The sequence below is a fragment of the Deinococcus ficus genome (assembly GCF_003444775.1).
GTDB lineage: Bacteria > Deinococcota > Deinococci > Deinococcales > Deinococcaceae > Deinococcus > Deinococcus ficus.
In genome coordinates this window covers 41,294-64,422 of the sequence record NZ_CP021082.1, presented here as the reverse complement: position 1 = coordinate 64,422, position 23,129 = coordinate 41,294, and the positions used below count along the sequence as shown (strand labels likewise).

Below are 23,129 nucleotides of genomic sequence, written 5' to 3'. Positions count from 1 at the left end.
GGAGGTTGACGCCCGCAACCTGGACGCCGGGCCTGCCTGACCAGCCCAGACGAGGGGGATGTCCAGTGTCGTTCCAGAGACTGCCCAGGACCAGACGTCAGGAACGCCCCCAGCTTGCGCCGGATCACGACGAGATTGGCGGCCTCATGCACGCTTCTGCAATCGCCGTGAGATGGCGCAGGTCCGTTCCGCAGCATCCGCCAAGCACCGTGAGTTGCGGGTGCCGCTCGAGAAGCGTGCGGTAAAGCTGCGCCAGGTCATCAGGGTCGCCAGCGTCCAGTTCCGTCATGGCATCCAGTTCCTGGTGGCTGCACCTCGAGGCATTGGCGCGCACACCACGAAGCCGCTGGGTCCAGGCTGCGCCGTCCTCCAGAAGGGAGACAAAGTGGTCGGGGTGGGCGCAGTTGATCATGAAGTAGGCTGGGGACGCTCCGGTGGCCTCATCCACGGCGGTCACCGCTTCCCCGAGAGATTCCCCGGTGGGCAGCCGTCCGTCCGTCTCGACGGTGAACGAGATGGCGACCGGCAGATCGACTTCCGCAGCGGCCAGGGCGATACCGGTCGCTTCGTTGATGTTGGTCATGGTGAGGGCCGAAAGCATATCGACATCCGCTGAGGCCAGCACCCGCGCCTGCTGCCCGTGGTAGTCACGGGCTTCAGTGACGCCCATCACCCGGCCGGGGTCATAGCCGTCGCCCCGGGGCCCGATGCAACCACTGACCACGACCTCAGACGGGTCGATGGCGCACCCGGACCTCAGCTCCTTGAGCAGCTCGACGGCGGCGAGATTGAGCCGGTCGAGTTCGGCCGGACGGAGCGCGAGCGGCGAGGCCCAGTCGGGGCTGGCCCGCCACGTGGCACTCTCGAGAATGAAGCCACACCCGACGTTGCGCGCCAGTTCCAGGTAAGGGCGGTAGTACGCCTCAAGGGCCGCCCTTCCCTCTGCCGTGCCGAGGAGGACGACCGAGGCAAAGTGGGGAAGGTCGAAGCCGCGGTTGAAGAGAAGATCGGTTTCCAGGCCGCCGTCGGTCAAAGCGATGCGCGTGAGCTGAGGGAGCGGTCGTCTCACTGTGTCCTCCACCTGAACGACGGGGCCTGAGGAGCGGCATGCTACGGGATCTCCAGCTTAACACCAGGCCGAAAGGGGCGCGGACGCCCTGTGCACTCCGTGACCGGTCAGGAACGCCACGCTGATGGCTGCCTTTCAGAAGTCCGGATGAATCGGGGGCGCCTGCCTAGTACTCGTAGACGGAGAAGTCGGCCTTGAGGGTCTCGGCCTGCTGCAGGTGCCCGCCGCCGAGTTCCCGGGCGACGAGGGTGGCGAGCAGGGCGGTCACGCTGATGAAGGGGGCGAGCGAGGCGACCACCTCGGAGCCCTGGGTGGGCACGCGGAGGCTCTGGTGGGCGATCTTCCCGAGCGGGGAGGCGCCCTGGTCGGTGATGAGCAGCACCGTGGCCCCCTGGCTGTTCAGGGCGGTCGTGACGCGCGTGGTGGCGCGGCTGTAGCGCCTCAGCGTGTACACCAGGGCGACGTCCTCGGCGTTCACTTCCAGGAGTTGCTCCGGCTGGCCGCTGAGGGTGTCGGCCGAGTGCGCCCGGACGCGGGGCCGGAAGGGTGAGAGCAGCGACTCGGCGATCAGCGCCACGCCGTAGGACGACCGGGCGCCGATGATCCAGACCTGCCGGGCCTGGGTGAGCGCCGCGGCGAACGGCAGCAGCTGGCGCTCCCCGATGCCCTGCAGCACCTCGAGGTTGGCCCGCTCGCTGGCCCAGTAGCTGGCGGCCACGGCGTCCTGCCGCCCGGGTTGTTTGACGCCCAGGGTGGCGCGCAGGTCCTGGCGCACCAAGCGCTGCAGGTGCGGGTACCCTTCGAATCCGACCCGCTGGCTGAAGCGCGTGATGGCCGGGCCGCTCACACCGAGTCGTTCAGCGATCTCGCCGGCACTGAGGAACGGCAGTTCCTCGGCGTGGTCGATCACGAAGCGGGCGATCAGCTGATCGCGCTTCCCCAGGGTGTCCAGAGCGGCGCGCAGTTGCTCGACCACCGTGCTGGGCGGGGCGACCGATGTGGGAGGAACCGTCGTCATGCCCGGTTCACGCTACACGCTTTGCGGCGCGCGCGGGTAGAGGCGTCCGCCGAACCGCAGGAACTCCACGTGACCGTCCTCGCCGGGCAGGAATTCCACGCCGAAGCCGTCGGTGTCGCCCCCGGCGATCACCGCCCGGTCCGGGCCGATCGGGCGCAGCGTGACGCGTTCGGGTTCCTCCTCGGTGAGGGTGGGCAGGATCAGCGTCAGGGCGTCGTTGTCGAAGACCAGGGTCACGCGGACCGGCAGGCCGAAGACCGCGTACTCGCCGGCCAGCGCCTTCATCTGCTCGGGCGGGAGGGGGTAATCCTCGAGGGTGGGGGCGCCGAGGCCCAGCACCTCGCGCTTGACCCAGTCGCTGAGCTGGCGGTGCAGTGCGTGCCCGTTCGACGCGTTCGTCATGGCGATGAAGGCCACGCCCCGGTCCGGGGCGACCCAGAAGTCCGACTGCTGGCCGTGGGTGGTGCCGCCGTGACTGAGGATCAGCGTGCCGGCCGGCCGGTCCACGAACCAGCTCTGGCCCATCTCGCCCAAAGAGCCGGGAAAGCCGTTGAGGGACAGGCCGGTCGGCACGGGGTTCGCCCAGAGCCGACTGCGGTCCAGGGCGGCCAGCAGCGCGGCCGGGGCCGGTTGTGTCTCTTCGGCCACCGGCTCACCGGAGGGCTCTGAAACGGTGCCGGACATGATGTAGTGGGCGTAGCGGGCCATGTCCTGCACGGTCGACGAGCAGGTGCTGCCCGCCGGCGCCGCGGAGCGCATCATCATCCAGGGGCGCTGCACGGCCATCCCGCCCCCGATCTTGTTGTGCCCGGCGGCGAAGCGGTGGGTCATGATCTGGTTGGCGGAGAACAGCGTGGCGTTCATGCCCAGCGGCCTGAGGACGAGTGCGGTGACCGCCGCGTCATACGTCATGCCGCTGAGGACCTCGATGACCCGCCCGGCCACGTAGAACCCGGCGTTGTTGTAGCTCCAGTGGCCGCGCAGCGGCACCATCTGCTCCACGCCCGCCATGAAATCGACCACGCGCGCCACGGCGTCGTCGCCGTCTCCGGTGTCCTCGAACAGGTCGCCCTGGAAGCCGCCCTGGTGGGTGAGCAGGTCCCGCACGGTCAGCGCGGCCGCCACGGACTCGTCGCTCAGCCGGAAGTCCGGCAGGTGCGTGCGGACCGGATCGTCGAGTTTCAGTTTGCCCTGCGCCTCGAGCACCGAGAGGGTCAGGGAGGTCAGGGTCTTGGTGGTGCTGCCGATCTGGAAGAGCGTGTCGGACGTGACCGGCAGTGGGTTTTCCAGGCTGGTCACGCCCAGGTTCACGAAGTGGTCGCCGTCCGGGGTCAGCAACCCGAGGGTCACGCCGGGAATCCCGAGCTCGTCGAGCAGACGGCGGGCCTCGTGCTCGAACCGCTCGGCGAGGTCGGTAAGGGTCGCGGGGGTCGTCGGTGCAGTCATGGGAACCTCCGTTGAAAGGTCGGGTGGGCCGGCAGGCCAGGGGCGCTGTTCCGTCAGTTCAATCGGTCGGCACTACGTGCGGGGCAGGTTGGCGCGCAGCACGCGCAGCCAGTTGCCGCCCAGCACCGCCTCACGGTGCTCTTCGGGCACGGCGCCGGCCAGCCGCGGCCAGTCGGCCGCGTCGTCGAGTTCCTCGGGGCTCTCCTCGCGTCCGGCGCCGGCGTCGAGATCCGAGCCGATCCCGACGCTGTGCCACCCGACCAGTTCCGAAACGTACGCCCAGTGCCGCGCGACCTGGTCCCGCACGCGCACCGGCACGGCCCGGCCTTGCAGGGTCCAGTCGGCGTCGAGAAACGAGTTCATGAGGTTCAGCCCGATCACGCCGCAGCGGCCGCCAATGGCGCGGATCATGTCGTCACTGAGGTGCCGGTCGGGCGGCAGGTCCGCGCGTCCGGCGGAGGTCAGCAGGGCCCGGGCGTTGCTGTGCGAGGCGATCAGGGCGCCGGGGGCCGTGAGGTCCAGCGCCTCCCAGAAGGCCTCCTCGGCAAGGTGCGACGCGTCGTGCAGCGCGCCGCGTTCCCGCATGGCGGCGAGCAGTTCGCGGCCCGGCAGCGTGAGGCCGCGCGGGTCGCCGGTGCCGCCCGCGTAGCGGGTGCCGGTCCAGGCGAGCCCCACCGAGCGCACGCCCTGGCGCCACCACCAGTCGAACTCGTCCGGTGCCAGGATGGGATCGGCGCCTTCGATGGTCAGGACCACGCCGGGCACCGCGTCTTGCGGCCAGCGGCGCAGGTGATCGTCGAGGTCCGGCAGGTGCCGGATCAGGCGCAGGTGACCGCCGTCTTCCCAGCGCCGGTACTGCTCCAGTTGCGCGGTCGCCTGGGCGCGCGCCTCGGCGGGCGTGGTGTACCCGCCCGGGTGGGCCGAGACGAGGTCCTGCGCGAACGAGAGGCTGGCCGGCTGGGCGTACAGCGTGCCGAACACCAGCGCGATGTTGCCGCGCGCCAGGTCCGGGAGTGTCAGCATGACGTTGTCCCGCGTGCGCCTCTCCGCCCGGCGGATCTCCGCCACCGGCCGCGTGAGGTCTCGTCCGTTGGCCAGGCTGCTCCAGGCGAGGTCGAGGTGGGCGTCCACGATGAGGGGCGCCGCGGGATCAGGTGCGGCAAAATCAGGCACTGGGCGCGTCACACGGGTCTCCCAGGGCCGTACAGGCGGCGCCCGGGGCGGGCCCCGGTGTGTTCGCCGCCGCGCAGGACCCGGGCGCCATTCACCCAGACGTCACGCACCCCTTCGGACAGCTGCTCGGAGTCGGCGTAGGTGGCCCGGTCGCGCACGCCGGCCGGGTCGAAGATCACCACGTCCGCGCAGGCCCCTTCACGCAGTTCACCGCGCCCCTGGAGGCGCAGGTGCTGCGCCGGCAGGCCGGTCATGCGGTGTATGGCGTCTTCCAGGGTCAGGAGGTGTCGGCCGCGGACGTAATGGGCGAGCAGCCGGGTGAAATTTCCGAACGAGCGGGGATGCCCGCCGGTGCTGCCGTCCGTCCGGGCGGCCGGGTCGTAGCCGGCGGCATCCGACCCGAGCATGACCCAGGGTTCGCGCAGCTGCCGTTCGATGTTCGCTTCGCTCATCAGGTGAAAGAGGCTGCCCACCCGGCCGGGCTCCGCGGCGATCAGGTCGAGGGCCGCGTCGATCCAGTCCTGGCCGCGCAGGGCAGCGATCTCCGCCAGCGATCGGCCCACGTAGGGCTGGTGGTCCGGGTGCCGCAGGCCCACCGGGAAGACCCCCTCGGGGCCGGCCAGGCTGCCCAGTGGCTCCCAGGTGCCGTCGGGTTCGAGCATCGCCTGGCGAATGCGGGCGCGCTGCGCCGGATCGAGCAGCCGCGTGCGCAGCGCGTCGTCCTCGCTCGCCCAGGGCGGCGTGACGGCCGACAGGCCCGTCCCCCCGGCGGTGTAGAGGTACATGTCGGCGTGAATGTCGCGGCCCGCGGCGCGCTCGGCGTTCACGCGCTCGATCAGCGGCTCTATCAGCGGCCAGGCGGGCCGGCCGGCCGCCTTGAGGTGGTAGAGGTGCAGGCGCGCTCCGCTGCGGGCGGTGATGTCCAGCGCCTCCTCGAGGCCGCCGAGCAGCCCCTCGCCTTCGGAGCGCATGTGGGTGATGTAGATGCCGCCGTAAGCCGCGACCTCCCGGCAGATTGCGACGAGTTCGTCGGTGCCCGCGTAACTGCCGGGCGGGTAGATCAGGGCGGTGGCGAGGCCGAAGGCGCCGTCTTCCATCGCCTCGCGTGTCACCTGGCACATCCGGCCGAGTTCCTCGGGCGTGCTCTCCCCCTGGGCGTGGCCCCGGGCGGCCATCCGCACGGTAGCCCCGCCGAGGAAGGAGCCGAAGTTCACGGCGGCGCCCACCTCCTCCTGCGCCGCGAGCCAGTCCCCGAAGCGGGTCCAGGTCCGCGAGCGGGCTGCCCAGCGTTCGTCTCCGCCGGGCAGGCCGTGCACGGGAAAGCCGTGCGGTTCCCCGGGCACGGCGGGCGCGGGGGTCCAGCCTTCCCCCATGATTTCGGTGGTGACGCCCTGCGTGACCTTGCCCAGGCTGCGGGGGTCGTGCAGCAGCGAGGCGACCGAGTGACTCATCACGTCGATGAAGCCGGGGGCGACCACCTGCCCCGCGGCGTCCACCACCTCGGCGCCGGCCGGAGCGGGCGTGCCGGGCGCCGCGATCCGGGCGATGCGGCCGCCTTCGAGCAACACGTCGGCCCGGCGGCCGGGCGCGCCGGTACCGTCGATCACGGTGCCGCCCGTGATCCAGACGGCGTCGCTCACGCCTCTTCCAGGGCTGGCAGGGGCTGCGCGGTCGCCGGCGCCTCGTCGCGCTGGCGGGGGTAGAGGCGCACGACGACTTTCAGGAACTCGACCTGGCCTGTGTCGTCTCGCAGGAAGTCGATGGCGTACCCGTCCATGTCGCCGCCACTGATGATCGCGCGGTCCGGAGCGATAAAGCGCAGGGCGGCGTCCTTGGTGCCGCCCGCCGCCGTGTCGGGAATCAGGAGGGTCAGCACGCCGCCACGCACTTCCGCTTCCATCTTGAGCGGCTGCCCGACGACCAGGTACGTGCCGGCGAGCTCCTGCAGTTCGGCCTCGCTGGGCTGGTGGTCCGCGGTGTCAGGAGCCGTGAGGCCCAGCACCTCGCGTTTGACCCATTCGCTGAGCCGGCGGTTGTAGGCGTGGCCGTTGCTGCCGTTCGTCAGGGCGATGAAGGCCACCTTGCGGTCCGGGGACAGCCAGAAATCCGACTGGTGGCCGACGGTGGTGCCGCCGTGACTGAGGATCGTCGCGTCGTCGTACTGGTCGATGAACCAGCTCTGCCCGATCTGCCCCTGGTCGCCGGGAAAGCCGTTGAGGGCGATGCCGATGGACCGCACCGGCGCCCACAGCCGGGTCCGGTCGAGTGTGGTGAGGGTCGCGGCGCCGGCCTCCGTACCGGCCTCAGTGGTGTCCCCGGAGGCGTCCTCCGCGCCGGCGCCCGTGTCCTCCTGGGGGCTGGGCACCGTGCCGGACATGATGTAGTGGGCGTACCGGGCCATGTCGTTCACGGTCGAGGAGCAGGTGCTGCCGGCCGGGCCGGCCGACCGGACCATCTGCCAGGGCCGCTGCACGACGAACTCCTCCCCGATCTTGTTGTGCCCGGCGGCGAAGCGGTGGGTCATGATCTCGTTCGGGAAGAACAGGGTCTTGGTCATGCCGAGCGGTTTGAGCACGAGTTCGGTCACCGCCGCTTCCCAGGTCATGCCGGTCACCACCTCGATGACCCTCCCGGCAATGTAGAAGCCGGCGTTGTTGTAACTCCAGTGCCCGCGCAGGGGCACCACCTGCGGCGCGTCGGCGAGCAGGTCGAGCACCTTGGCGAGGGCGTCGTCGCCGTCGCCGGTGTCCTCGAACAGGTCGCCCTGGAAGCCGCCCTGGTGGGTCAGGGTGTCGAGGATGGTCAGCTCGGCCGCCACGGACTCGTCCTTGAGCCGGAAGTCCGGCAGGTGCGTGCGGATCAGGTCGTCGCGGCTGAGTTTGCCCTGCGCTTCAAGCACCGAGAGGGTCAGGGAGGTCAGGGTCTTCGTGGTGCTGCCGATCTGGAAGATGGTGTCGGCGGTGACCGGCAGCGGGTTTTCCAGGCTGGTCACGCCCAGCGTCACGACATGGTCGCCGTCCGGGGTCAGCAGCCCGAGGGACACGCCAGGCACGTCAAATTCCTCGAGCAGGCGCCGGGCTTCGTGTTCGAACCGTTCGGCGAGGTCGGTGGGGGTCGCGGGGGTCGTCGGTGCAGTCATGGGAACTCCTTGAGCTCGGGGGAAGAGGCGGGCGGCAGTAGGCGCGGCGCTCCCTGCTTACTTCGACAGGGTGCGCAGGAGGTTGGTGCGGTGGAAGTTCTGGTAGCCCTTGAGGGTCGAGGCGGTGGCCGCCCAGGTCAGCGGCTGCGGCAGCGGGAAGCCGTACATCTGCTGGTTGAGGTAGGTCAGCAGGGTGCGGTACAGCGGCTTGCGGGCGCTCTGGCCGACCGCGTTGTTCGCCTGGTCGAGCAGCGTTTCGAGTTTCGCGTCCCGGATGCCCGTGGCGGGCGCCAGGATGCCCTGGGCGCTGTACAGGCCGCGCAGCACGGTGTCGGGGTCCGCGCCGCCCCAGGTGAGGGCCGCGACGGGCAGCTTCCCGCCGAGCAGGGCGGCATTGGCGGCGCTGAGTTCCACGGTGTTCACCTGCACGTGGAATTTGGGGTTGAGCCGCTCGATGTTCTGCTTGAAGATGCCGGACACGACCTCGGACAGGCCGCTGCCGGCGAAGAAGTCGATGGGAATGGTAAAGCCGGTGCTCCAGAGTTTGCCGCCCCAGGCCTGACGGAATTCGGCTTCGGCGGTCTTGAGGCTGTACGCGGGGGGCCGCAGGGTCTTGTCGTCGGCCCAGTTGTTGGGCGGGAGGGTGGTGTTCTTCGTCACCCCGAAGCCCTGCAGGGCGTCGCGGGTGAAGGTCTGCGCGTCGAACAGCGCCGCGAAGCCGCGGCGGACGTGAATGTCGCTGAACAGGTTGACGGGCATGTTGTTCTCGGCGAGCTGCCCGGCGGGCAGCAGCGCGGAGTTCTTGACGTTCTGGTTGAACAGCACCACGGTGGACAGGTCGCGGCTGGGCAGCGACTCATACACGGTGACGCCAGCCACGCCCTTGAGTTTGGCGAGCGTGTCGCGGTCCGGCACGATGACGATGTCGGCGTCGCCTTTCTGGAGGGCGAGCACGCGGGCGGTGTCGCTGTCGACCTTCTGCAGGATGACGTTCTTGAGGGCCGGTGCGCCGCCCCAGTAGCCCGGGAAGGCCTTCAGGATGAAGCGGTTCGGGTCGCGCGCCACGAACTGGTACGCGCCGGTCCCTACGGGTTTCTGGGCCAGCACGGAGTTCGCGACGTCCTTGCCGAGGAACGCCGCGAAGTCCCGGGCGGTGCCGCTCCAGTCGCCGCCGGCGACCAGCGCCTTGCGGGGCACGACGTACACCTGGGACAGGGCGTCGAGCAGGCTCGGGAGGTTGCGGTCCAGGGTCAGGACCAGCTGCCCGGCGGCGTTGCACCGCACGGCGGCGGCCAGTTTGGCGAAGGTGTAGGTCTTCCTGACGTCGGCGGTGAAGCCGGGAATGCCGAGGACGGTGCTGCGCAGCTGGGCGGCCAGGGAGGTCTCGGTGCCGACGACGAAGGTGCGGCGCAGCGAGTACTCGACGTCGGCGCAGGTCATGGCCGTGCCGTCGTGGAATTTCACGTTCTTGCGCAGGGTGAAGGTGCTGACCTTGCCGTCCTTGCTCTGGGTCATGCCGGTGGCGAGCAGCGGGGTGTACGTGCCGAAGTTGTTCAGGTACAGCCCCTCGTAGATCTGCTGAACGGGCAGCACGTCGTACGTGGCGACGGCCTGCGCGGGTTCGACGCTCGCCACGGCCGCCGCGACCTGGTAGACCAGGGTGTCGCGCGGCGTGGCGGCGGCCAGGGAGCCCATCAGGGCAACGGACAGGGACAGCAGGGAACGCATCATGGGCAAACCTCCGGACGGAAGGGGGGCGGGCGGACAGGGGACGCGCGGGGCCGCAGGAGTGGCGCGGCTGAGGGGAAGTCAGCGGTTACGGGGATCGAACGCTTCGCTGAGGGCGTCCCCCAGGAGGTTCCAGGCGACGCTGTACAGGACGATGCAGAGGCCGGGAAAGAGCGTGACGTACCAGTAGGCGAAGGGCTCGCCGGGCGGACCCTGAATCCACTTCTGCGCCAGGGCGATCAGCTGGCCCCAGTCGGCGAAGCCGAGCGGCGTGCCCAGCCCCAGGAAGGACAGTGCGCCCGCGACGATGGGCAGCGCGCCCATCTCCAGCACGGCGAGGCTCAGCAGCGGGCCGGTCGCGCCGGGCAGCACGTGGCGCAGCGCGACGCGGCCGGGGCTGGCGCCGAGGCTCTGGGCGGCGGCCACGAACTCCAGTTCGCGCAGCCGCAAGACTTCCGAGCGGACCACCCGGGCGAGCGCGGCCCAGGACACCAGGCTCAGCGCGATGATGATGTTCTGCAGCCCCGGGCCGAGCGCGGCGACGAGGACGAGCATCAGCACCAGGGCGGGAAAGGCGAAGATCACGTCGGTGAAGCGCATCAGCAGGGTGTCGGCGAGCCCGCCATAGAACCCGGCGATCAGGCCCACCAGGCTGCCGATGCTCAGCGTGATGGCCAGCACCGTGACGCCCAGGAAAAACGCGGTGCGGGTCCCCCACACCAGCCCGTAGCGGATGTCGTAGCCGCCCACCCGACCGAGCGGGGCGTCCGGGGCGGGCGGCGTGGGCTGGGCGGCGAAGCCCTGGCGGGGCATCTGCAGGCACGCTTCGGGCGTGAGCAGCAGCTCGCGCAGGTACGCCGCCGGGCCGGGCACCGTCTGCTCGGCGCTCATGCCCAGCGCCCGGCGGCAGTTGCCCTGCGGCGGCGCGAGCACCGGGGCGAGCACCGTGACGAGCACGAACAGGCCGATCAAGAGGGCGCCGAACTGCGCGGGCAGGCTGCGCTGCAGGCGGCGCAGCTGCCCCCGGGCGCCGGCTTCGCGCGCCGCCTGCTGGCCCGGGGTGGGCCCGGAATCGCCGGCCGTGACGTGGCTCACAGGTACCGCACCCGGGGGTCGACCAGGGTGTAGGCCAGGTCGGCGAGCAGATTGACGGTCACGACGATGGTCGCGGTCAGCAGCGCGAAGCCCAGCACGCCGGGCATGTCGCCCAGCGCCGCGGCCTGCGCGGCCCAGCTGCCGACGCCGGGGTAGCCGTAGAGGGTCTCGGCGATCACGGCGCCCTGCAGCAGCCCGGACACGCTGAGGGCCGAGAGGGTCACCACGGTCAGCAGCGCGTTGCGCCGAGCGTGCTTGCGGACGATGACGCGCTCGCTGACCCCCTTGGCCCGCGCGGTGCGGATGTAGTCGCTGTTCAGCGCCTCGATCATGCTGGCCCGCGTGCCTTTGATCAGGCCGGCGCCACTGACGACCAGCAGCGTGAACACCGGCAGGATCAGGTGCACCAGGGCGTCCCAGAAGACGTCGAGCCGCCCGCTGAGCAGCGCGTCGACCGTGACGAGGCCGGTCACGTGGCGGACCTCACCGGTGAGCAGCCGCACGGCGGCGTCGTTGCTGAGGTTGCCGGTGCCGGGCAGCAGGTCCAGGGCGCCGTAGAAGATCACCAGGAGCCACACGCCGAGCACGAAGCTGGGCACGCTGTAGCCCACGACCGAAATCACCCGGATGACCGTGTCGACCGTGCGGTTGCGGTGCACGGCGGCGTGACCGCCCAGCCAGACGCCGAGCGTGATCAGCGGAATGAGGGTGTAGAGCGCGAGTTCCAGGGTGGCGGGAAAGCGCGAGAGCAGGGTGGGGAGCACCGGCTGGCCGCTGGTGCGCGAGAAGCCGAGGTTGCCGCTCAGCGCCTGGCGCAGCCACAGCCCGTACTGCTCGAAGACGTTGCCGTCGAGGTGGTTGGCCTTGATGATCTCGGGAATCTGGGAGAGCTGCTGCAGGTTGCTGGCGTACACCGCGGCGCGCTGCTCGGGCGGGATCAGCTGCATGACCAGCACGATCAAGAGCGTCACGGCCAGCAGAATGAGTGGCAGCGCCAGCAGCCGGCGGATCACGAACGTCAGCATGCCGCCTCCCGGCGGAAGAGGTACTGCCCCCGGCTGAGGTCCACGTCCACGAGGGTGTGGCCGGCCTGGAACAGCCGGCTGAACAGCGGCGCGCTGCGCTGGCGCCACTCGAGGGCCAGGGCCGGATCCTCACGGAGGAGGCGGTAGTAGTCGCGCGGCACGCGGACGGCCAGCGCGCCGGGCAGGTCCACCGGCAGGTCGTCCGCGAGGGGATCCACGGCCGCCCCCGTGGGCCACGGGGCGTGGACCTGCGCGCCGCCCAGCGGCCACACCACCTCGAAGCGGTCGGAGGGCACGCCGGCGTTGATGCCGCCCATCTCGCCGTAGTAGTTGGGAAGGTAGGCGACCGCCACGGCGCCGAGCCGGTGGATGTTCAGGTGGGCGTTGGCAAGCAGCAGCGGATCGAAGGTCCAGGTGACGCGGGTGATCTCCCGTTCCAGGCACCACGCCTGCTGAAAGCGTTTGAGCCGTTCGCCGAGCCCCTGGCGCCGGACGGCCGGGTGCACGCCCAGCCGGTGGGAGTGCTGGGTGTCCGCCCGGGCGGTCGGCAGCCCCACGAGGTACGCCCAGACCTGGCCCTGCGGGTCCACCGCGCCAGCGACCAGGCCGCCGACGCGCTGCACGACCTGCAGCAGCACCGGGTCTTCCGGGCCGTCGTCTTCACCCCAGACCGCCCGTGCCAGGGGCGGCGTGAGGGCGAGTTCCGTCCGGCCCCGGAGCTCCCGGACGGTCAGTGCGCCGGTCATACCGGCGTGACCGGCACCGTCACCGGGCCGAGGTGCTCGGTCTGCCGGGTGACGCTCTCCAGGAACGGCAGGTCCAGGGTCACGCCGATGCCCGGGCCGGGGGGCACCGGCATCAGGCCGCCGCGGGTTTCGAGCGGCTCGTGGATCAGGTCACGCGCCCAGTAGCGCGAGGATGAACTGGTGTCGCCGGGTTTGGTGAAGTTCGCCAGCGACGCGAGGTGAATGTTGTGGGCCCGGCCGACGCCGCTTTCGAGCATGCCGCCGCACCACACCGGGGCGCTGAAGGCGGCGGCCACGTCGTGAATCCGCCGGGCTTCGAGGTGCCCGCCGACGCGCCCGACTTTGATGTTGACGAGGCGGCAGGCCGCGGTTTCGAGTGCCTTGCGGGCGTCCTGGGCGGTGGTGATGCACTCGTCGAGGCACAGGGGCGTGCGCATGAGCCCCTGGAGTTTGGCGTGGTCACGCAGGTCGTCCCACGCCAGCGGCTGCTCGATGTAGTCCAGGCCGAGGTCATCGAGCGCGCGCAGGACGTTGAGGTCCGCCAGGGAGTACGCGGCGTTCGCGTCCACGGTGACCGGCAGCGCCCCGAGGGCGGCCTTGACGGCCCGGACCACCTCGACGTCCCAGCCGGGCTGAATCTTGAGTTTGATGCGGCGGTACCCCTGTTCGGCGTGCCGCACGGCGCTCTCCACGGTGGCGTCGACCGACGCGTGAATGCCGAGCGAGACGCCCACCGGCACTTCGTGTCGCACGCCGCCGAGCACGGTGGACAGCGGCAGGTTCCGCGCCTGGGCCCACAGGTCCCAGTAGGCCATCTCCACGGTGGCCAGGGTCATGCGGTTGCCACGCACGGCACTCAGGTGGCGCGTGAGCTGCTCGGGGTTCTCCCAGCGCCGGCCGAGGATGTCGGGCAGAATGGTTTCGCGCAGGAGGGCCAGCGCGCCGCTGATGGTCTCCTCGCGGTACTGCGGCCGGGCGTCCATGACGCCTTCGGCCACGCCGTGCAGGCCTTCGCCGTAGAGCCGCAGCAGGATGAAGGTCTTGTCGCGGATTTCGCCGAAGGAGGTCCGGAAGGGGCGCAGCAGCGGCAGGGAGACGACGCGCAGTTCGGCGCGCTCAAGCAGCATGGGCAGCGTCCGGGAGCCGGGGGGCGGGGAAGCGGAACGGGACGGGGGCAGATCGCGGCATAGGGCAGCTCCTTCAGGCGTCGGGCGGGCGACACTGAGCGGCGACAAAGGCAGGACAGTCTGTAGTTGGCTTTTCAGAAGCGTACGCGATCGCAGAACCGTTTTCAAGTCGAGAACTGACGGAGCTCAGGCGAGGACCGCGACCACTGCACCGTCCTGTTGTTTCCGCCTTCAGATCCGCCGCATCACGTGACGTGCAGCCGCTCAGCCGGGTACAGTGGGCGGTGTTCCGCGCGCCCACGTTGATCTCGCCTGGGCGCCGACAGGTGTGCGATGGCCAACCTCAACGACCTCCCTCTGCCCTGAAGCCGACCAAACCACCCCACCATGTTCTGCGCCGATCCTCAGGACGGCGCGGGAGGTCCCATGCCCACCGTCAGCACCCCGGACTACCTCAATAACCTGACCGACCTGCTCCGCGAAACCTTCGAAGGCACCGGCGGCCAGGGAAGCCATTACATCGACGGAAAAGGCCACGGCAGCGTCTTCGAAACCCTCGACCGGCTCGACCACGACCTCGCGTCCACGCCGCTGGTCCCGGGCGGCGCGACCATTGCCGCGCACACGGAGCACACCCGCTACTACATTCAGACGCTGCGCCGGTTCATCGCGCAGGAAGAAGGCGTTCAGCCCGACTGGCCGGGCAGCTGGCAGACCCGGAGCGTGACCGCAGAGCAGTGGGACCGCCTCAGGCAGGCCCTCCGGGACGAATACGCCGCCGCCATGACGCACCTCAGTGACATCGACGTGTGGGACGACGACCCCATCGGCGGCTTTCTGAGCATCCTGGCCCACAGTGCCTATCACCTGGGTGCGGTCCGGCTCCTCGCCACCACCCTCCACCCTTAGGGCGCAGCACCACAGCAAAACGCCCCCGCCTCAGGGGGCGTCACGGTCCCCAGTGGGGAGCGCGGCGGTCCTTACACTTCCTTTCAGGAGGTGGTCTTGGGAGCGAGCAGTTCCAGCGTGCGGTGCTGGTGCTCTTCGGCCACGGCCAGGTTGACCAGAATCAGCTCGTCGGCCTGCACTTCCCGGACGAGCGCCTCGAGGCCGCCGGCCACCTGAGCCTGCGTGCCCGCGACGGTGCGTTCGAGCATGCCCAGAATCTGCTGCGCCTGGGGGTGTCCCCGGACGGCCGCCAGGTCCTCCGGACTCAGGGGGGTGCCGCGGCCCAGGAACGTCTGAAGCCAGCCGTCCTCGGCCTGCCGCCGCTGTTCGAGGGCCGTGCTCTCGTCGTCCGCCGCGATGACGTTCACGGCGGCGATGAAGTGCGGTTTCGCGTCCGGCCCGGCGAGAGGACCGCCCGGGTCGAAGGTCTCACGGTAGATCCGGGCCGCGTCGTTGAGTGCCGCGGGAGCGAAGTGCGACGCGAAGGCGTACGGCAGGCCGAACTGGGCGGCCAGTTGTGCACCGAACAGCGATGATCCGAGAATGTAGAGCGGCACATGGGTGCCCGCACCCGGGTACGCGTTCACGCCGGGGATGCGGGACTGACCACTGAGGTAGCCGTGCAGTTCGAGAACGTCGTGGGGAAACCGGTCGGCTTCGCGTCCGTCGCGCCGCAGGGCCCGCATGGTCGCGCCGTCGGTGCCGGGGGCGCGGCCCAGACCCAGGTCGATGCGGCCCGGATGAAGCGTTTCGAGCGTGCCGAACTGCTCGGCGATCACGAGCGGCGAATGGTTCGGCAGCATCACCCCGCCGGCGCCCACTCGCAGGTGGTCGGTCTGCGCGGCCACATGCTGAATCATCAGGGCGGTGGCCGCGGACGCGATGGTGGGTGCGTTGTGGTGCTCGGCGAACCACAGGCGGTGATACCCGAGGCGGTCGGCGGTGCGGGCCAGACGCACACTGCGGGCGATGCCGTCAGCGGCGGATTCGTTCTTCCGGACTCGGGTGAGGTCAAGCAGGGACAGGGGAACAGCAGGGGTCATAGGGAGCCTCAGGAGGGGGGTGGGGCGCAGGCAGCGGCGGGATCCAAGGGCCAGGCGAGCAGCGGTCGGGCCGGGTCAGTGGCTCGCGGGTGATGGGCGGAGCATGCAAGCGGACCGCCTGGGTGGTGCGCTGGTCGTGGTGGGGAGGGGTCGGTGCTGAGCCGGCAAATGAAACGGACTCTGCCTCCGTTTGATATGCTCACAATATGGAGGCAGCCTCCGTATTGTCAAGTCCGTTCCGTTCAACTCCACAGGAGGAGTGATGCAGCCCCGTCCCCCGCGCAAACCCCGCGCCGACGTCATCCGCAACCGCAGCGCCATCCTCGACACCGCCCGGCGTCACTTCCAGAAGCACGGTGTCCACACGTCCCTGGAAGCAGTCGCCAAAGACGCCGGCGTCGGCCCAGGCACCCTCTACCGCCACTTCCCCACCCGCGAAGCGCTCCTGGCCGCGGTGCTGCACCTCCATGCCCAGAACCTGGCAGCCCGGCACGAAGAGCTGACCCGAACAGCGGATCCGCAGCGCGCCCTCCAACAATGGCTCCTGGCGCTCGAGGACTACCTCAGTACGTTCAACGGCCTTCCGGAGCCGCTGCTGACCGCCGCCCGCGCCAGCGAACCGGACAACCCCCTGACCCACCCGTGCGACCAGCTCATCTCCATGACCGACAACTTTCTCAGGGCCGCCCAGCAGACAGGCCACGCCCGGGCGGATATTCACAGCCGCGACCTGTTCATGGCAGCGTCAGCGGTCGCCTGGATCCGAGGCACCGGCTGCGCCGACCCGGCCAACCTCACCGGTCTGCGCACCCTCATCGAAAGCGGCTACCTCTCCCCTGCTGGCGCCGCAGCCGGGTGATGCGTCCACGCAGATGACCATCCGGCGGACCGCCCTCCCCGCCACGGCATCAGGCGGTGATGACCAAGGGAGTCGGCCTGGGCACACTGACCCGGTCCCGTCCGCCTGCCCCGCCCTGCGTCTGCAGGCAGAGTGGTCACGCAGACGCTGGGCCAGGATGTGATCGACGCGGTCACCCTCCGTGCCGCCTCGCCCGATGTATCTGCCAGCCACCGGTCAGGCGAGTCTTGTCAGCTGCCATGCACCACCGGGAGACATTCAGGGGACAGGCGCAGGTGTGAAACGCTCGACGACACTGCTTGCGTTCACAGTTCGTCCCTGGCCGCGGGCGCGCCGAGCCGGAATGACCATCTTGCTGAACGTCAGGAGAGCTGTGACCGTCAACCGCTTCAACACCAGGGTGACGGCCGAGGTGGGCGCCGCAGCAAAGGAGGCCCCTGGCGCCTGGCCACGTGACTCGGAAAGGGCTCCGGCGGTGGCCGGGAAGGCTTCCTTCCATTCGCCCTCGGAGGTGTTGGCGTGTTTCAGGGGGCTTCCGGCCTCCTTCCAGGAGCGCCGAGGAGCAAACGCATGTCATGCCGGTCGAGGCCCGGGGCGTAGTGGTCCCGTTCAATGCTGGTGGTCTCGAACCCCAGGTGGGCGAAGAAGGGCGCGCTGTGCTGACTCGTGTCGAGGATCACCTCCCCCACCTCCGGGGCGTGCTGCCTGAGCCAGTCCAGCCGCGCGTTCAGCAGCGCCCGGCCGTACCCACGGCGGTGCTCGGTCCGACCCACCATGCCCCACGCGAGACCCGCCGTCTGCCTGTCGTGACGGACGAACACCCCGCCGCACGCGACGACCTGCCCTTCGTCTTCCACCACGAAGTACGGGTCGCTCATCGTGCGGAGGTAATTGGCGAAGTCGGCTCGTTCCTGCAGGGTGAAGAAGTCGGGCGTGTTGCTCTCGAAGAGGGCCAGGCAGGCGGCCTCGTCTGTGGCCCGGTACGGTCTGACGTCCATGCGCCCTACCGTAGCGAACATCAGGATGCGGCGACTCCGCCAGTCGGCACATGGTCATGTCGCGCCAATGCCATCCGCCGGGAGGGTCCGTCACGCGCGACCCGTGCAGTGGACGGGCGGACCTCAACTCGACACAAGCCGAGGTCCGCCCTGCACCCGCCCAGATGCCATGATCGCGTGGCGTGACGGAAGAACTGTTTGCCATTCCGTGTATCGGTGCCCTGATCATCCGTGTCTTGAACGGAGAGTTGTTCATGCTGCTGCAGGAGCGCCGCAAGCCCGGCATCGGCGTCGAGGACGGGCTGCTGGAACTTCCCGCCGGGAAACTGCGCGAGTACGAGAACGTCTTCCCGGCGCTGCGCCGCGAGGTGCGCGAAGAAACCGGGCTGCAGCTCACGCGGATTCACGGCGAGGCGGGAACCGACCGGCACAGCGTCCTCGGGTACGACGTGCAGGCCTTCACGCCCTACTGCGTGACGCAGAACCTGACGTCCGGGTACTCAATCCTGCTCAGCACCTTCCTCTGCGAGGCTGAGGGCGAGCCGGTCGCGCAGGCCGGCGAAACCGCCGCACCCCGCTGGACGCCCCTGAGCGACCTCGCGGCCATGCTCGCTCAGCACCCGGACGCCTTCTTTCCCCTGCACCTCCCTGCCCTGCGCAAGGTTGTGAAGGAGCCTGTGCAGCCTGCGTGACTGCCCGTGCCCCTCGTCGGCATTCGATGACCGGGCGATGGACGGCAACCAGGACCCATGTGGGTTCCGCGGCCACATGATTCCCACGGTTTCTGTCGCCCGCTCAGGCCTTACTGTGGTGGGTCGCCCGCCCAGGCCCGGCGCAGCAGGGCGAGCAGTGCCCGCTCCTCCAGAGGGGCCGGGTTGGGGTAGGGCGCCTGCACGGCCAGCGCCGCGGCCTGGCTCAGGCCGCTCTCGGGCATCCCGAGGGCCTGAAGCGCCGGCTCGATGCCGAGCGTCCGGTTGAGTTCATACAGGCCCTGCGCGGCGTCCCGGGTGCCCAGGGCGCGGGCCATCCGCTGGACGGCGGCCGGCACGGCCGGGGCGTTGTAGGCGATGGTGTGGGGCAGCAGCGCGGCGTGCAGTTCGGCGTGAGGGAGGTTGAACGTGCCGCCCAGGACGTGCGCGAGCTTGTGGTGCAGCGCCATGTCCACGCTGCCCAGCACGCTGCCCGCCAGCCAGGCCCCCAGCATCGCCTGCGAGCGGGCCTCCGGGTTCTGCGGTTCCCTGACGATGACGGGCAGCGCCTGGCTCAGCGCGCGGAGGGCTTCCTCGGCCATCAGGGTGGTGACCGGGTTGCCGTTCCTGGCGTAGAGCGCTTCGGCCGCGTGGGCGACCGCGTTCACGCCGCTGCTGGCACTGACGGCGGGCGGCAGCGTGAGGGTCAGCTCCACGTCGTAGATGACGGTCTCCGGCAGCACCGCCTGGGTCCGCCGGGTCGTCTTTCGTCCGCCTTGCGTCTCGCCCAGGATGGGCGTCATTTCCGACCCGGCGTAGGTGGTCGGCAGGATGAGCTGCGGAAGGTCCGTGCGCAGGGCGATGGCCTTGCTCAGGCCGGTGGTGCTGCCGCCACCGAACGCCACCAGGCCGTCGGCGCGCAGGTGCCGGACCTGGTCCAGGGCCTGCTCGGTGACCCTCAGGGGGGTGTGCATGACCGCCCCGCTGAACGTGCCGGCCGCCAGGTCACCCAGCTGTGCGGCCAGCTCGCCGGCCCGGCCGGCCTGGCCAGGCGTGGACAGCACCAGGACCTGCCGGACGCCCAGGCGCTGGACCTCGGCGGTGAGCTGGTCGCGGCTGCCCGGCCCGAAAATCACGCGGGTGGGCAGTGGTTCAAACGTGAAGGGGAGTGTGGTCAAGAGTGAGTCCTTCAGGGGTTGAGCCGGAGGAGGCGCTCCGGAGTGCTGGAGTGGACCGTCCTCCGGCTCAGCAGGTGATCTTCAGACGCTGAGGGCCGCGACGTCCTGCAACATCTTCTGCACGGCGCTGATTTCGTCCTCGTTGATGGTGTGGCCCATCCCCGGGTAGATGCGCTTGTCCACCTTCGCGCCGTGACCGGCGAGAATCTCGGCGCTTTCCTCCACCCGGCGGAGCGGAATGTGGCCGTCCACGTCGCTGCAGCCGATGAAGACGGGCGTGCCGTCCAGCGTGCCGGGGTAGTCGCGGGGCGTGCCGTCCGGGCCGATCAGACCGCCGGAAAAGGCGAACACGCCGCCGTACCGCCGGGCGTTGCGGGCCACGTATTCCAGGGCCAGGCAGGCGCCCTGCGAGAAGCCGCCGATGACGATGTGCTCGGGCGCGATGCCCTGCTCACCCAAGGTGGCGACCACGTCGTCGATCATCTGCAGGCCGGAGGACAGGCCGGGTTCGTTGCGGTCCAGCGGCGCGAGGAAGCTCTCCGGGTACCAGGTGTGCCCCTGTGCCTGCGGGGCGACGTAGGCGAAGGCGGACAGGTTGAACTGCTGGGAGAGGTTCAGGATGTCCTCGGCGCTGCCGCCGCGGCCGTGCACCAGGATCACCGCCGCCCGGGCGTCCTGCAGGGCGCGGCCCGTGGTCATGACCGGCTGGCCCTGATGGGGACCGTCGACCCGTGGTCCGGCTGAAATGCTGGCGCCGGGCTGAGACGAGGTCTGGCCGTGTCCCTTGCCGCCGATGGTCACGCCGTACTCGTGGTTCACGATGGGCTTGATCCGCGCTTCGATCGCGGCCCGTTTGCTTTCGTACCAGGCGGGCAGTTTCAGGTGCTTGCCGAGTCCCTCGACGGGCTCGTCGTCGGGGAAGCCGGGGGCGTCGGTGGCGACTTCGAAGAGGATGCCGGAGTGCTCCCGGAAGTAGATGGAGTGGAAGTACTGGCGGTCCTGCACGGGCGTGACCTGATAGCCGTGCTCGCCCAGCAGAGTCTGGTATTCGAGCTGCTCGGTGTCGTCCACGGTGCGCAGCGCGACGTGGTGAACGCTGCCGGCGCTGAACTGCCCGTGGGGCTGGCCGGGGCGCTCGACCAGGTCGATGTACAGGCCCACGCCGTCGGACTGACCGCGGTAACGGGTGCGCGTTCCTTCGGCGTCCGGTTCGCTGCCGACCCGGGTGAAGCCCAGGGGGCCGGTGAGCAGCGCCTCGGTGCGGGCGGTCTGGGCGACCCAGCCGGTCACGCTGTGAAAGCCGCTGAGGGCGTGTTCGCGGGGCACGGGGCTGTTCGGCCAGAAGCTCGGCACGGCCGCGCCGTCCTCGAAGATCAGTTCGACCCACAGGCCGTCGGGGTCCTCGAAGCGGACGGCGGGGCTGCCGAAGCGGGTGTGTTCGCTGAAGGGGACGCCGAAGCTCTGCAGGCGGGTGGTCCAGTAGCCCTGTGAGGCGGCCGGGGCGGCGTAGGCGGCGGCGACGATTTCGCCGTTGCCGCGCTGGCCGCGGGCGGCGCCGGGCCAGGGGAAGTAGGTCATGATGGTGCCGGGCGCGCCGGTTTCGTCGCCGTAGTAGAGGTGGTAGGTGCCGGGGTCGTCGAAGTTGACGGTGACCTTGACCAGGCGCTGTCCGAGCACCTGCGTAAAGAAGTCCACGTTCTTCTGCGGGTCGCTCGCCATGACGGTGAGGTGGTGCAGGCCCTGGATCGGATTCATGATGCCATCCTAACTTAAACTTTTAAGTGTTATGTGACCACAATTACTTTGTGGAAATGATCTAGAGTCGGGCCATGGGTGAGTCCGACTTCGACCATGCGCTCGAGCAGCCTGCCATCCGGCTCTGGCGGCGCCTGGTGTACACCACGCAGCACAAGATCAGCGAGGTCGAAGCCCGGCTCGCTCCGCTGGGCCTGACCATGACCGAGTTCGACCTGCTGGCCGTCCTGCGCCGGTTCGACGGTGCGACGCAGCAGGAAGTCGCCCAGCGGCTGCTGTTCACGGAAGCCAACATGTCCTACCACGCCAAACGGCTGGTGGCCCGCGGCCTGATCGAGCGCCAACCCAGTGGAAAACGCAAACGCCTTACCCTGACTGGCGCCGGACGTGACCTGGTCGAGCGGGCGCTGCCGATCGTCATCGAGATGCACGAACTTCAGTTTTCCGATCTCAGCGGGGACGAACTGCAGGTCCTGCGCGAACTGCTGCGGCGCCTGAAGTAAGGCCACCTCCCCCAAACCGGATCCTGCCTGGACGCCCCCTCTTGAAACTTAAATCTTTAACTGATTTACTGACTTCGAAGGCGAAGGACCCAGGACCCGCTCAGGTCCGGCCCTTCGAAAAGGCATCCATGACATTCCTCCAACGCCTGCTGAGCGCCCTCTACCCCCAGACCCCCACACAGGAGACCCCCATGCCCATCCCCATCAAGCTCGCCATCGTCTACTACAGCACCTACGGCACCAACCACGCCATGGCCGAAGCCGCCGCCGAAGCCGCCCGCCAGGCCGGCGCCGAGGTCCGCGTCGTGAAAGTGCGCGAAACCGCGCCCCAGGACGTCGTGAACAGCCAGGACGCCTGGAAGGCCCAGCAGGAACGCACCGCCCACGTCCAGGAAGCCACGCCCGACGACCTCGAATGGGCCGACGCCATCCTCCTGAGCAGCCCTACCCGCTTCGGCGGCGCCGCCAGCCAGATCCGCGCCTACATCGACACCCTCGGGGGGCTGTGGGGCACCGGGAAACTCGCCAACAAGACCTTCAGCGCCATGACCAGTGCGCAGAACCCCAACGGCGGTCAGGAAACCACCCTGCAGACCCTGTATGTCACCGCCATGCACTGGGGCGCCATTCTGGTGCCGCCCGGCTACACCGACCCGGTCATCTTCGCCTCCGGTGGCAACCCGTACGGCGCGAGCGTGACGGCCGACGGCGGCCCCCTGAAGGACACCGACATCGCCAGCATCCAGCACCAGGCCCGGCGCCTCGTCGAAGTCACGCAGCAGCTCAAGCGCTGAGCAGCGCTTTCCCATTCATCCACCCAACCGCCCGGCACCCGCGCCGGGCGGTCCTCCTTTGGCTCCAGCCCTCCCGGCAGCCGCCCGGGCCGCGGCGCGTCCATCGCAGATTGAAGGTGGTTTCAGATGACGGGGGATGTCGAGTGCAGGGGGCGAGCGTGAGTGCTCAGGAGGCCCGTCAGGCGCCGGTCAGGGGGCCACCCATCGTCACCTCACGGCAACACACGAGGATGCGGACCCATGCGCATTCTTCCCCTGGCCCTCGCGGTGTCGACGTTCCTTCCCACGGCCCAGGGCGTCACCGTGCCCGCCCCGTTGCACGGCATCTGGAAGTTGACCCAGATGACCCCGGTGGGCGCGAACACGTTGCACACCCCCCTCCCTGAAACGGACCTGATCATCGTGGGCAACTCCGTGCGTGGCCGGCTCGGCTGCGGGCGGTACGAGGGCACCATCGATGCAGGGAACAACACCGTGCAGTTCAAGGTCACGCCGCTGCCGCCCTCGCCAACCGAGCGGTGTCCCTACGCTACACCCGGGGTGTTTCACCAGGCGCTGAACACTGCGTGGGGCTACATCATCAGCGGAGACACCAAGCGCCTCGTGTTCTTTTCCAAGACAGCCTGGTTGTCCTTCGAACGCATCGGGTACGTCACCCCTGCACAGAAGTAGCAAGGGGCTCAGGCGTCTCGACGGGGCACCGCGGTCGGAGAGGCCAGGCTCAAATTTGCCCGTGACCGGAGTGATGCCGTGCGTTCCGCTGTGCCTTCAATGCGAAGGGTGTCGGACAACAGAT

Annotated in this window: 21 protein-coding genes; 6 read left to right on the top strand and 15 right to left on the bottom strand. The window is 69.7% G+C overall.

The window, feature by feature from the left end; translation table 11 throughout:
- Positions 1-124: 124 nt before the first annotated feature.
- The 11 genes from DFI_RS13955 to menC all read right to left on the bottom strand — a co-directional run bounded on the left by DFI_RS13955 (position 125) and on the right by menC (position 13,566).
- Positions 125-1,069 carry a homocysteine S-methyltransferase family protein gene (locus tag DFI_RS13955; RefSeq protein WP_027464056.1) on the bottom strand — a complete coding sequence of 315 codons (945 nt, stop codon included), beginning with the start codon at positions 1,067-1,069 and terminating at the stop codon, positions 125-127.
- A 166-nt stretch (positions 1,070-1,235) separates the two neighbouring features.
- Complete coding sequence (locus DFI_RS13950; RefSeq protein ID WP_022802389.1) at positions 1,236-2,087, bottom strand: MurR/RpiR family transcriptional regulator; 852 nt, start codon at positions 2,085-2,087, stop codon at positions 1,236-1,238.
- 12 nt (positions 2,088-2,099) lie between these two features.
- Positions 2,100-3,533: a serine hydrolase domain-containing protein gene (locus DFI_RS13945; protein ID WP_043779407.1), complete on the bottom strand. Its 1,434-nt coding sequence runs from the start codon at positions 3,531-3,533 to the stop codon at positions 2,100-2,102.
- A 72-nt stretch (positions 3,534-3,605) separates the two neighbouring features.
- Complete coding sequence (locus tag DFI_RS13940) at positions 3,606-4,718, bottom strand: dipeptidase (RefSeq protein ID WP_244940386.1); 1,113 nt, start codon at positions 4,716-4,718, stop codon at positions 3,606-3,608.
- Complete coding sequence (locus DFI_RS13935) at positions 4,715-6,346, bottom strand: N-acyl-D-amino-acid deacylase family protein (RefSeq protein WP_027464054.1); 1,632 nt, start codon at positions 6,344-6,346, stop codon at positions 4,715-4,717. Before DFI_RS13935 ends, DFI_RS13940 begins: the two co-directional genes overlap by 4 nt.
- Positions 6,343-7,845 carry a serine hydrolase domain-containing protein gene (locus tag DFI_RS13930; RefSeq protein WP_027464053.1) on the bottom strand — a complete coding sequence of 501 codons (1,503 nt, stop codon included), beginning with the start codon at positions 7,843-7,845 and terminating at the stop codon, positions 6,343-6,345. The genes DFI_RS13935 and DFI_RS13930 overlap by 4 nt, the downstream gene beginning before the upstream one ends.
- A gap of 57 nt (positions 7,846-7,902) precedes the next feature.
- Positions 7,903-9,576 (bottom strand): ABC transporter substrate-binding protein, encoded by a 1,674-nt coding sequence (locus DFI_RS13925; RefSeq protein WP_027464052.1) that lies wholly within the window; start codon positions 9,574-9,576, stop codon positions 7,903-7,905.
- A gap of 78 nt (positions 9,577-9,654) precedes the next feature.
- Positions 9,655-10,668, bottom strand: coding sequence for an ABC transporter permease (locus DFI_RS13920; protein WP_244940385.1), 1,014 nt, complete (start codon positions 10,666-10,668; stop codon positions 9,655-9,657).
- A complete protein-coding gene (locus tag DFI_RS13915) occupies positions 10,665-11,693 on the bottom strand; it encodes an ABC transporter permease (protein ID WP_027464050.1) in 1,029 nt (342 codons plus the stop codon). The genes DFI_RS13920 and DFI_RS13915 overlap by 4 nt, the downstream gene beginning before the upstream one ends.
- On the bottom strand, positions 11,687-12,439 hold the full coding sequence (locus DFI_RS13910) for a GNAT family N-acetyltransferase (RefSeq protein WP_022802397.1): 753 nt from the start codon (positions 12,437-12,439) through the stop codon (positions 11,687-11,689). Before DFI_RS13910 ends, DFI_RS13915 begins: the two co-directional genes overlap by 7 nt.
- On the bottom strand, positions 12,436-13,566 hold the full coding sequence (gene menC, locus DFI_RS13905; RefSeq protein WP_027464049.1) for an o-succinylbenzoate synthase: 1,131 nt from the start codon (positions 13,564-13,566) through the stop codon (positions 12,436-12,438). Before menC ends, DFI_RS13910 begins: the two co-directional genes overlap by 4 nt.
- 426 nt (positions 13,567-13,992) lie before the next feature.
- Here menC and DFI_RS13900 point away from each other — a divergent pair, with 426 nt between their 5' ends.
- On the top strand, positions 13,993-14,475 hold the full coding sequence (locus tag DFI_RS13900; protein ID WP_051308248.1) for a DinB family protein: 483 nt from the start codon (positions 13,993-13,995) through the stop codon (positions 14,473-14,475).
- Between the two features lie 83 nt (positions 14,476-14,558).
- On the opposite strand, the gene DFI_RS13895 is transcribed toward DFI_RS13900, so the two are convergent.
- Positions 14,559-15,557 (bottom strand): LLM class flavin-dependent oxidoreductase, encoded by a 999-nt coding sequence (locus DFI_RS13895; RefSeq protein ID WP_022802400.1) that lies wholly within the window; start codon positions 15,555-15,557, stop codon positions 14,559-14,561.
- Between the two features lie 262 nt (positions 15,558-15,819).
- On the opposite strand from DFI_RS13895, the gene DFI_RS13890 reads away from it, so the two are divergent.
- Complete coding sequence (locus DFI_RS13890) at positions 15,820-16,416, top strand: TetR/AcrR family transcriptional regulator (protein ID WP_022802401.1); 597 nt, start codon at positions 15,820-15,822, stop codon at positions 16,414-16,416.
- 524 nt (positions 16,417-16,940) lie between these two features.
- Here DFI_RS13890 and DFI_RS13885 read toward each other — a convergent pair.
- The gene (locus tag DFI_RS13885) at positions 16,941-17,414 is read right to left on the bottom strand and encodes a GNAT family N-acetyltransferase (protein WP_027464048.1); all 474 of its coding nucleotides are present in this window, start codon (positions 17,412-17,414) and stop codon (positions 16,941-16,943) included.
- Positions 17,415-17,596: 182 nt separating this feature from the next.
- Here DFI_RS13885 and DFI_RS13880 point away from each other — a divergent pair, with 182 nt between their 5' ends.
- Positions 17,597-18,106, top strand: a complete 510-nt coding sequence (locus DFI_RS13880) for an NUDIX hydrolase (RefSeq protein WP_027464047.1) — start codon at positions 17,597-17,599, stop codon at positions 18,104-18,106.
- 110 nt (positions 18,107-18,216) lie between these two features.
- Here the strand turns inward: DFI_RS13880 and DFI_RS13875 are convergent, their stop codons facing one another.
- Positions 18,217-19,281 carry a maleylacetate reductase gene (locus DFI_RS13875; protein ID WP_043779403.1) on the bottom strand — a complete coding sequence of 355 codons (1,065 nt, stop codon included), beginning with the start codon at positions 19,279-19,281 and terminating at the stop codon, positions 18,217-18,219.
- An 81-nt stretch (positions 19,282-19,362) separates the two neighbouring features.
- Entirely contained in the window at positions 19,363-21,036 is a 1,674-nt protein-coding gene (locus DFI_RS13870) for a VOC family protein (RefSeq protein WP_027464045.1), read from the bottom strand.
- Between the two features lie 74 nt (positions 21,037-21,110).
- Here DFI_RS13870 and DFI_RS13865 point away from each other — a divergent pair, with 74 nt between their 5' ends.
- The 3 genes from DFI_RS13865 to DFI_RS13855 all read left to right on the top strand — a co-directional run bounded on the left by DFI_RS13865 (position 21,111) and on the right by DFI_RS13855 (position 23,005).
- Entirely contained in the window at positions 21,111-21,539 is a 429-nt protein-coding gene (locus tag DFI_RS13865; protein WP_022802406.1) for a MarR family winged helix-turn-helix transcriptional regulator, read from the top strand.
- A gap of 191 nt (positions 21,540-21,730) precedes the next feature.
- Positions 21,731-22,333 carry an NAD(P)H:quinone oxidoreductase gene (gene wrbA / locus DFI_RS13860; protein WP_027464044.1) on the top strand — a complete coding sequence of 201 codons (603 nt, stop codon included), beginning with the start codon at positions 21,731-21,733 and terminating at the stop codon, positions 22,331-22,333.
- Between the two features lie 240 nt (positions 22,334-22,573).
- On the top strand, positions 22,574-23,005 hold the full coding sequence (locus DFI_RS13855) for a hypothetical protein (RefSeq protein WP_027464043.1): 432 nt from the start codon (positions 22,574-22,576) through the stop codon (positions 23,003-23,005).
- Positions 23,006-23,129: the final 124 nt, after the last annotated feature.

Coding starts and splice junctions, on each gene's coding strand:
- DFI_RS13865 (WP_022802406.1), top strand. CDS start 21,111: ATGGGTGAGTCCGACTTCGACCATGCGCTCGAGCAGCCTGCCATCCGG.
- DFI_RS13930 (WP_027464053.1), bottom strand. CDS start 7,845: ATGACTGCACCGACGACCCCCGCGACCCCCACCGACCTCGCCGAACGG.
- DFI_RS13870 (WP_027464045.1), bottom strand. CDS start 21,036: ATGAATCCGATCCAGGGCCTGCACCACCTCACCGTCATGGCGAGCGAC.
- DFI_RS13945 (WP_043779407.1), bottom strand. CDS start 3,533: ATGACTGCACCGACGACCCCCGCGACCCTTACCGACCTCGCCGAGCGG.
- DFI_RS13925 (WP_027464052.1), bottom strand. CDS start 9,576: ATGATGCGTTCCCTGCTGTCCCTGTCCGTTGCCCTGATGGGCTCCCTG.
- DFI_RS13910 (WP_022802397.1), bottom strand. CDS start 12,439: ATGACCGGCGCACTGACCGTCCGGGAGCTCCGGGGCCGGACGGAACTC.
- DFI_RS13895 (WP_022802400.1), bottom strand. CDS start 15,557: ATGACCCCTGCTGTTCCCCTGTCCCTGCTTGACCTCACCCGAGTCCGG.
- DFI_RS13900 (WP_051308248.1), top strand. CDS start 13,993: ATGCCCACCGTCAGCACCCCGGACTACCTCAATAACCTGACCGACCTG.
- DFI_RS13890 (WP_022802401.1), top strand. CDS start 15,820: ATGCAGCCCCGTCCCCCGCGCAAACCCCGCGCCGACGTCATCCGCAAC.
- DFI_RS13915 (WP_027464050.1), bottom strand. CDS start 11,693: ATGCTGACGTTCGTGATCCGCCGGCTGCTGGCGCTGCCACTCATTCTG.
- menC (WP_027464049.1), bottom strand. CDS start 13,566: ATGCTGCTTGAGCGCGCCGAACTGCGCGTCGTCTCCCTGCCGCTGCTG.
- wrbA (WP_027464044.1), top strand. CDS start 21,731: ATGCCCATCCCCATCAAGCTCGCCATCGTCTACTACAGCACCTACGGC.
- DFI_RS13885 (WP_027464048.1), bottom strand. CDS start 17,414: ATGGACGTCAGACCGTACCGGGCCACAGACGAGGCCGCCTGCCTGGCC.
- DFI_RS13950 (WP_022802389.1), bottom strand. CDS start 2,087: ATGACGACGGTTCCTCCCACATCGGTCGCCCCGCCCAGCACGGTGGTC.
- DFI_RS13855 (WP_027464043.1), top strand. CDS start 22,574: ATGCGCATTCTTCCCCTGGCCCTCGCGGTGTCGACGTTCCTTCCCACG.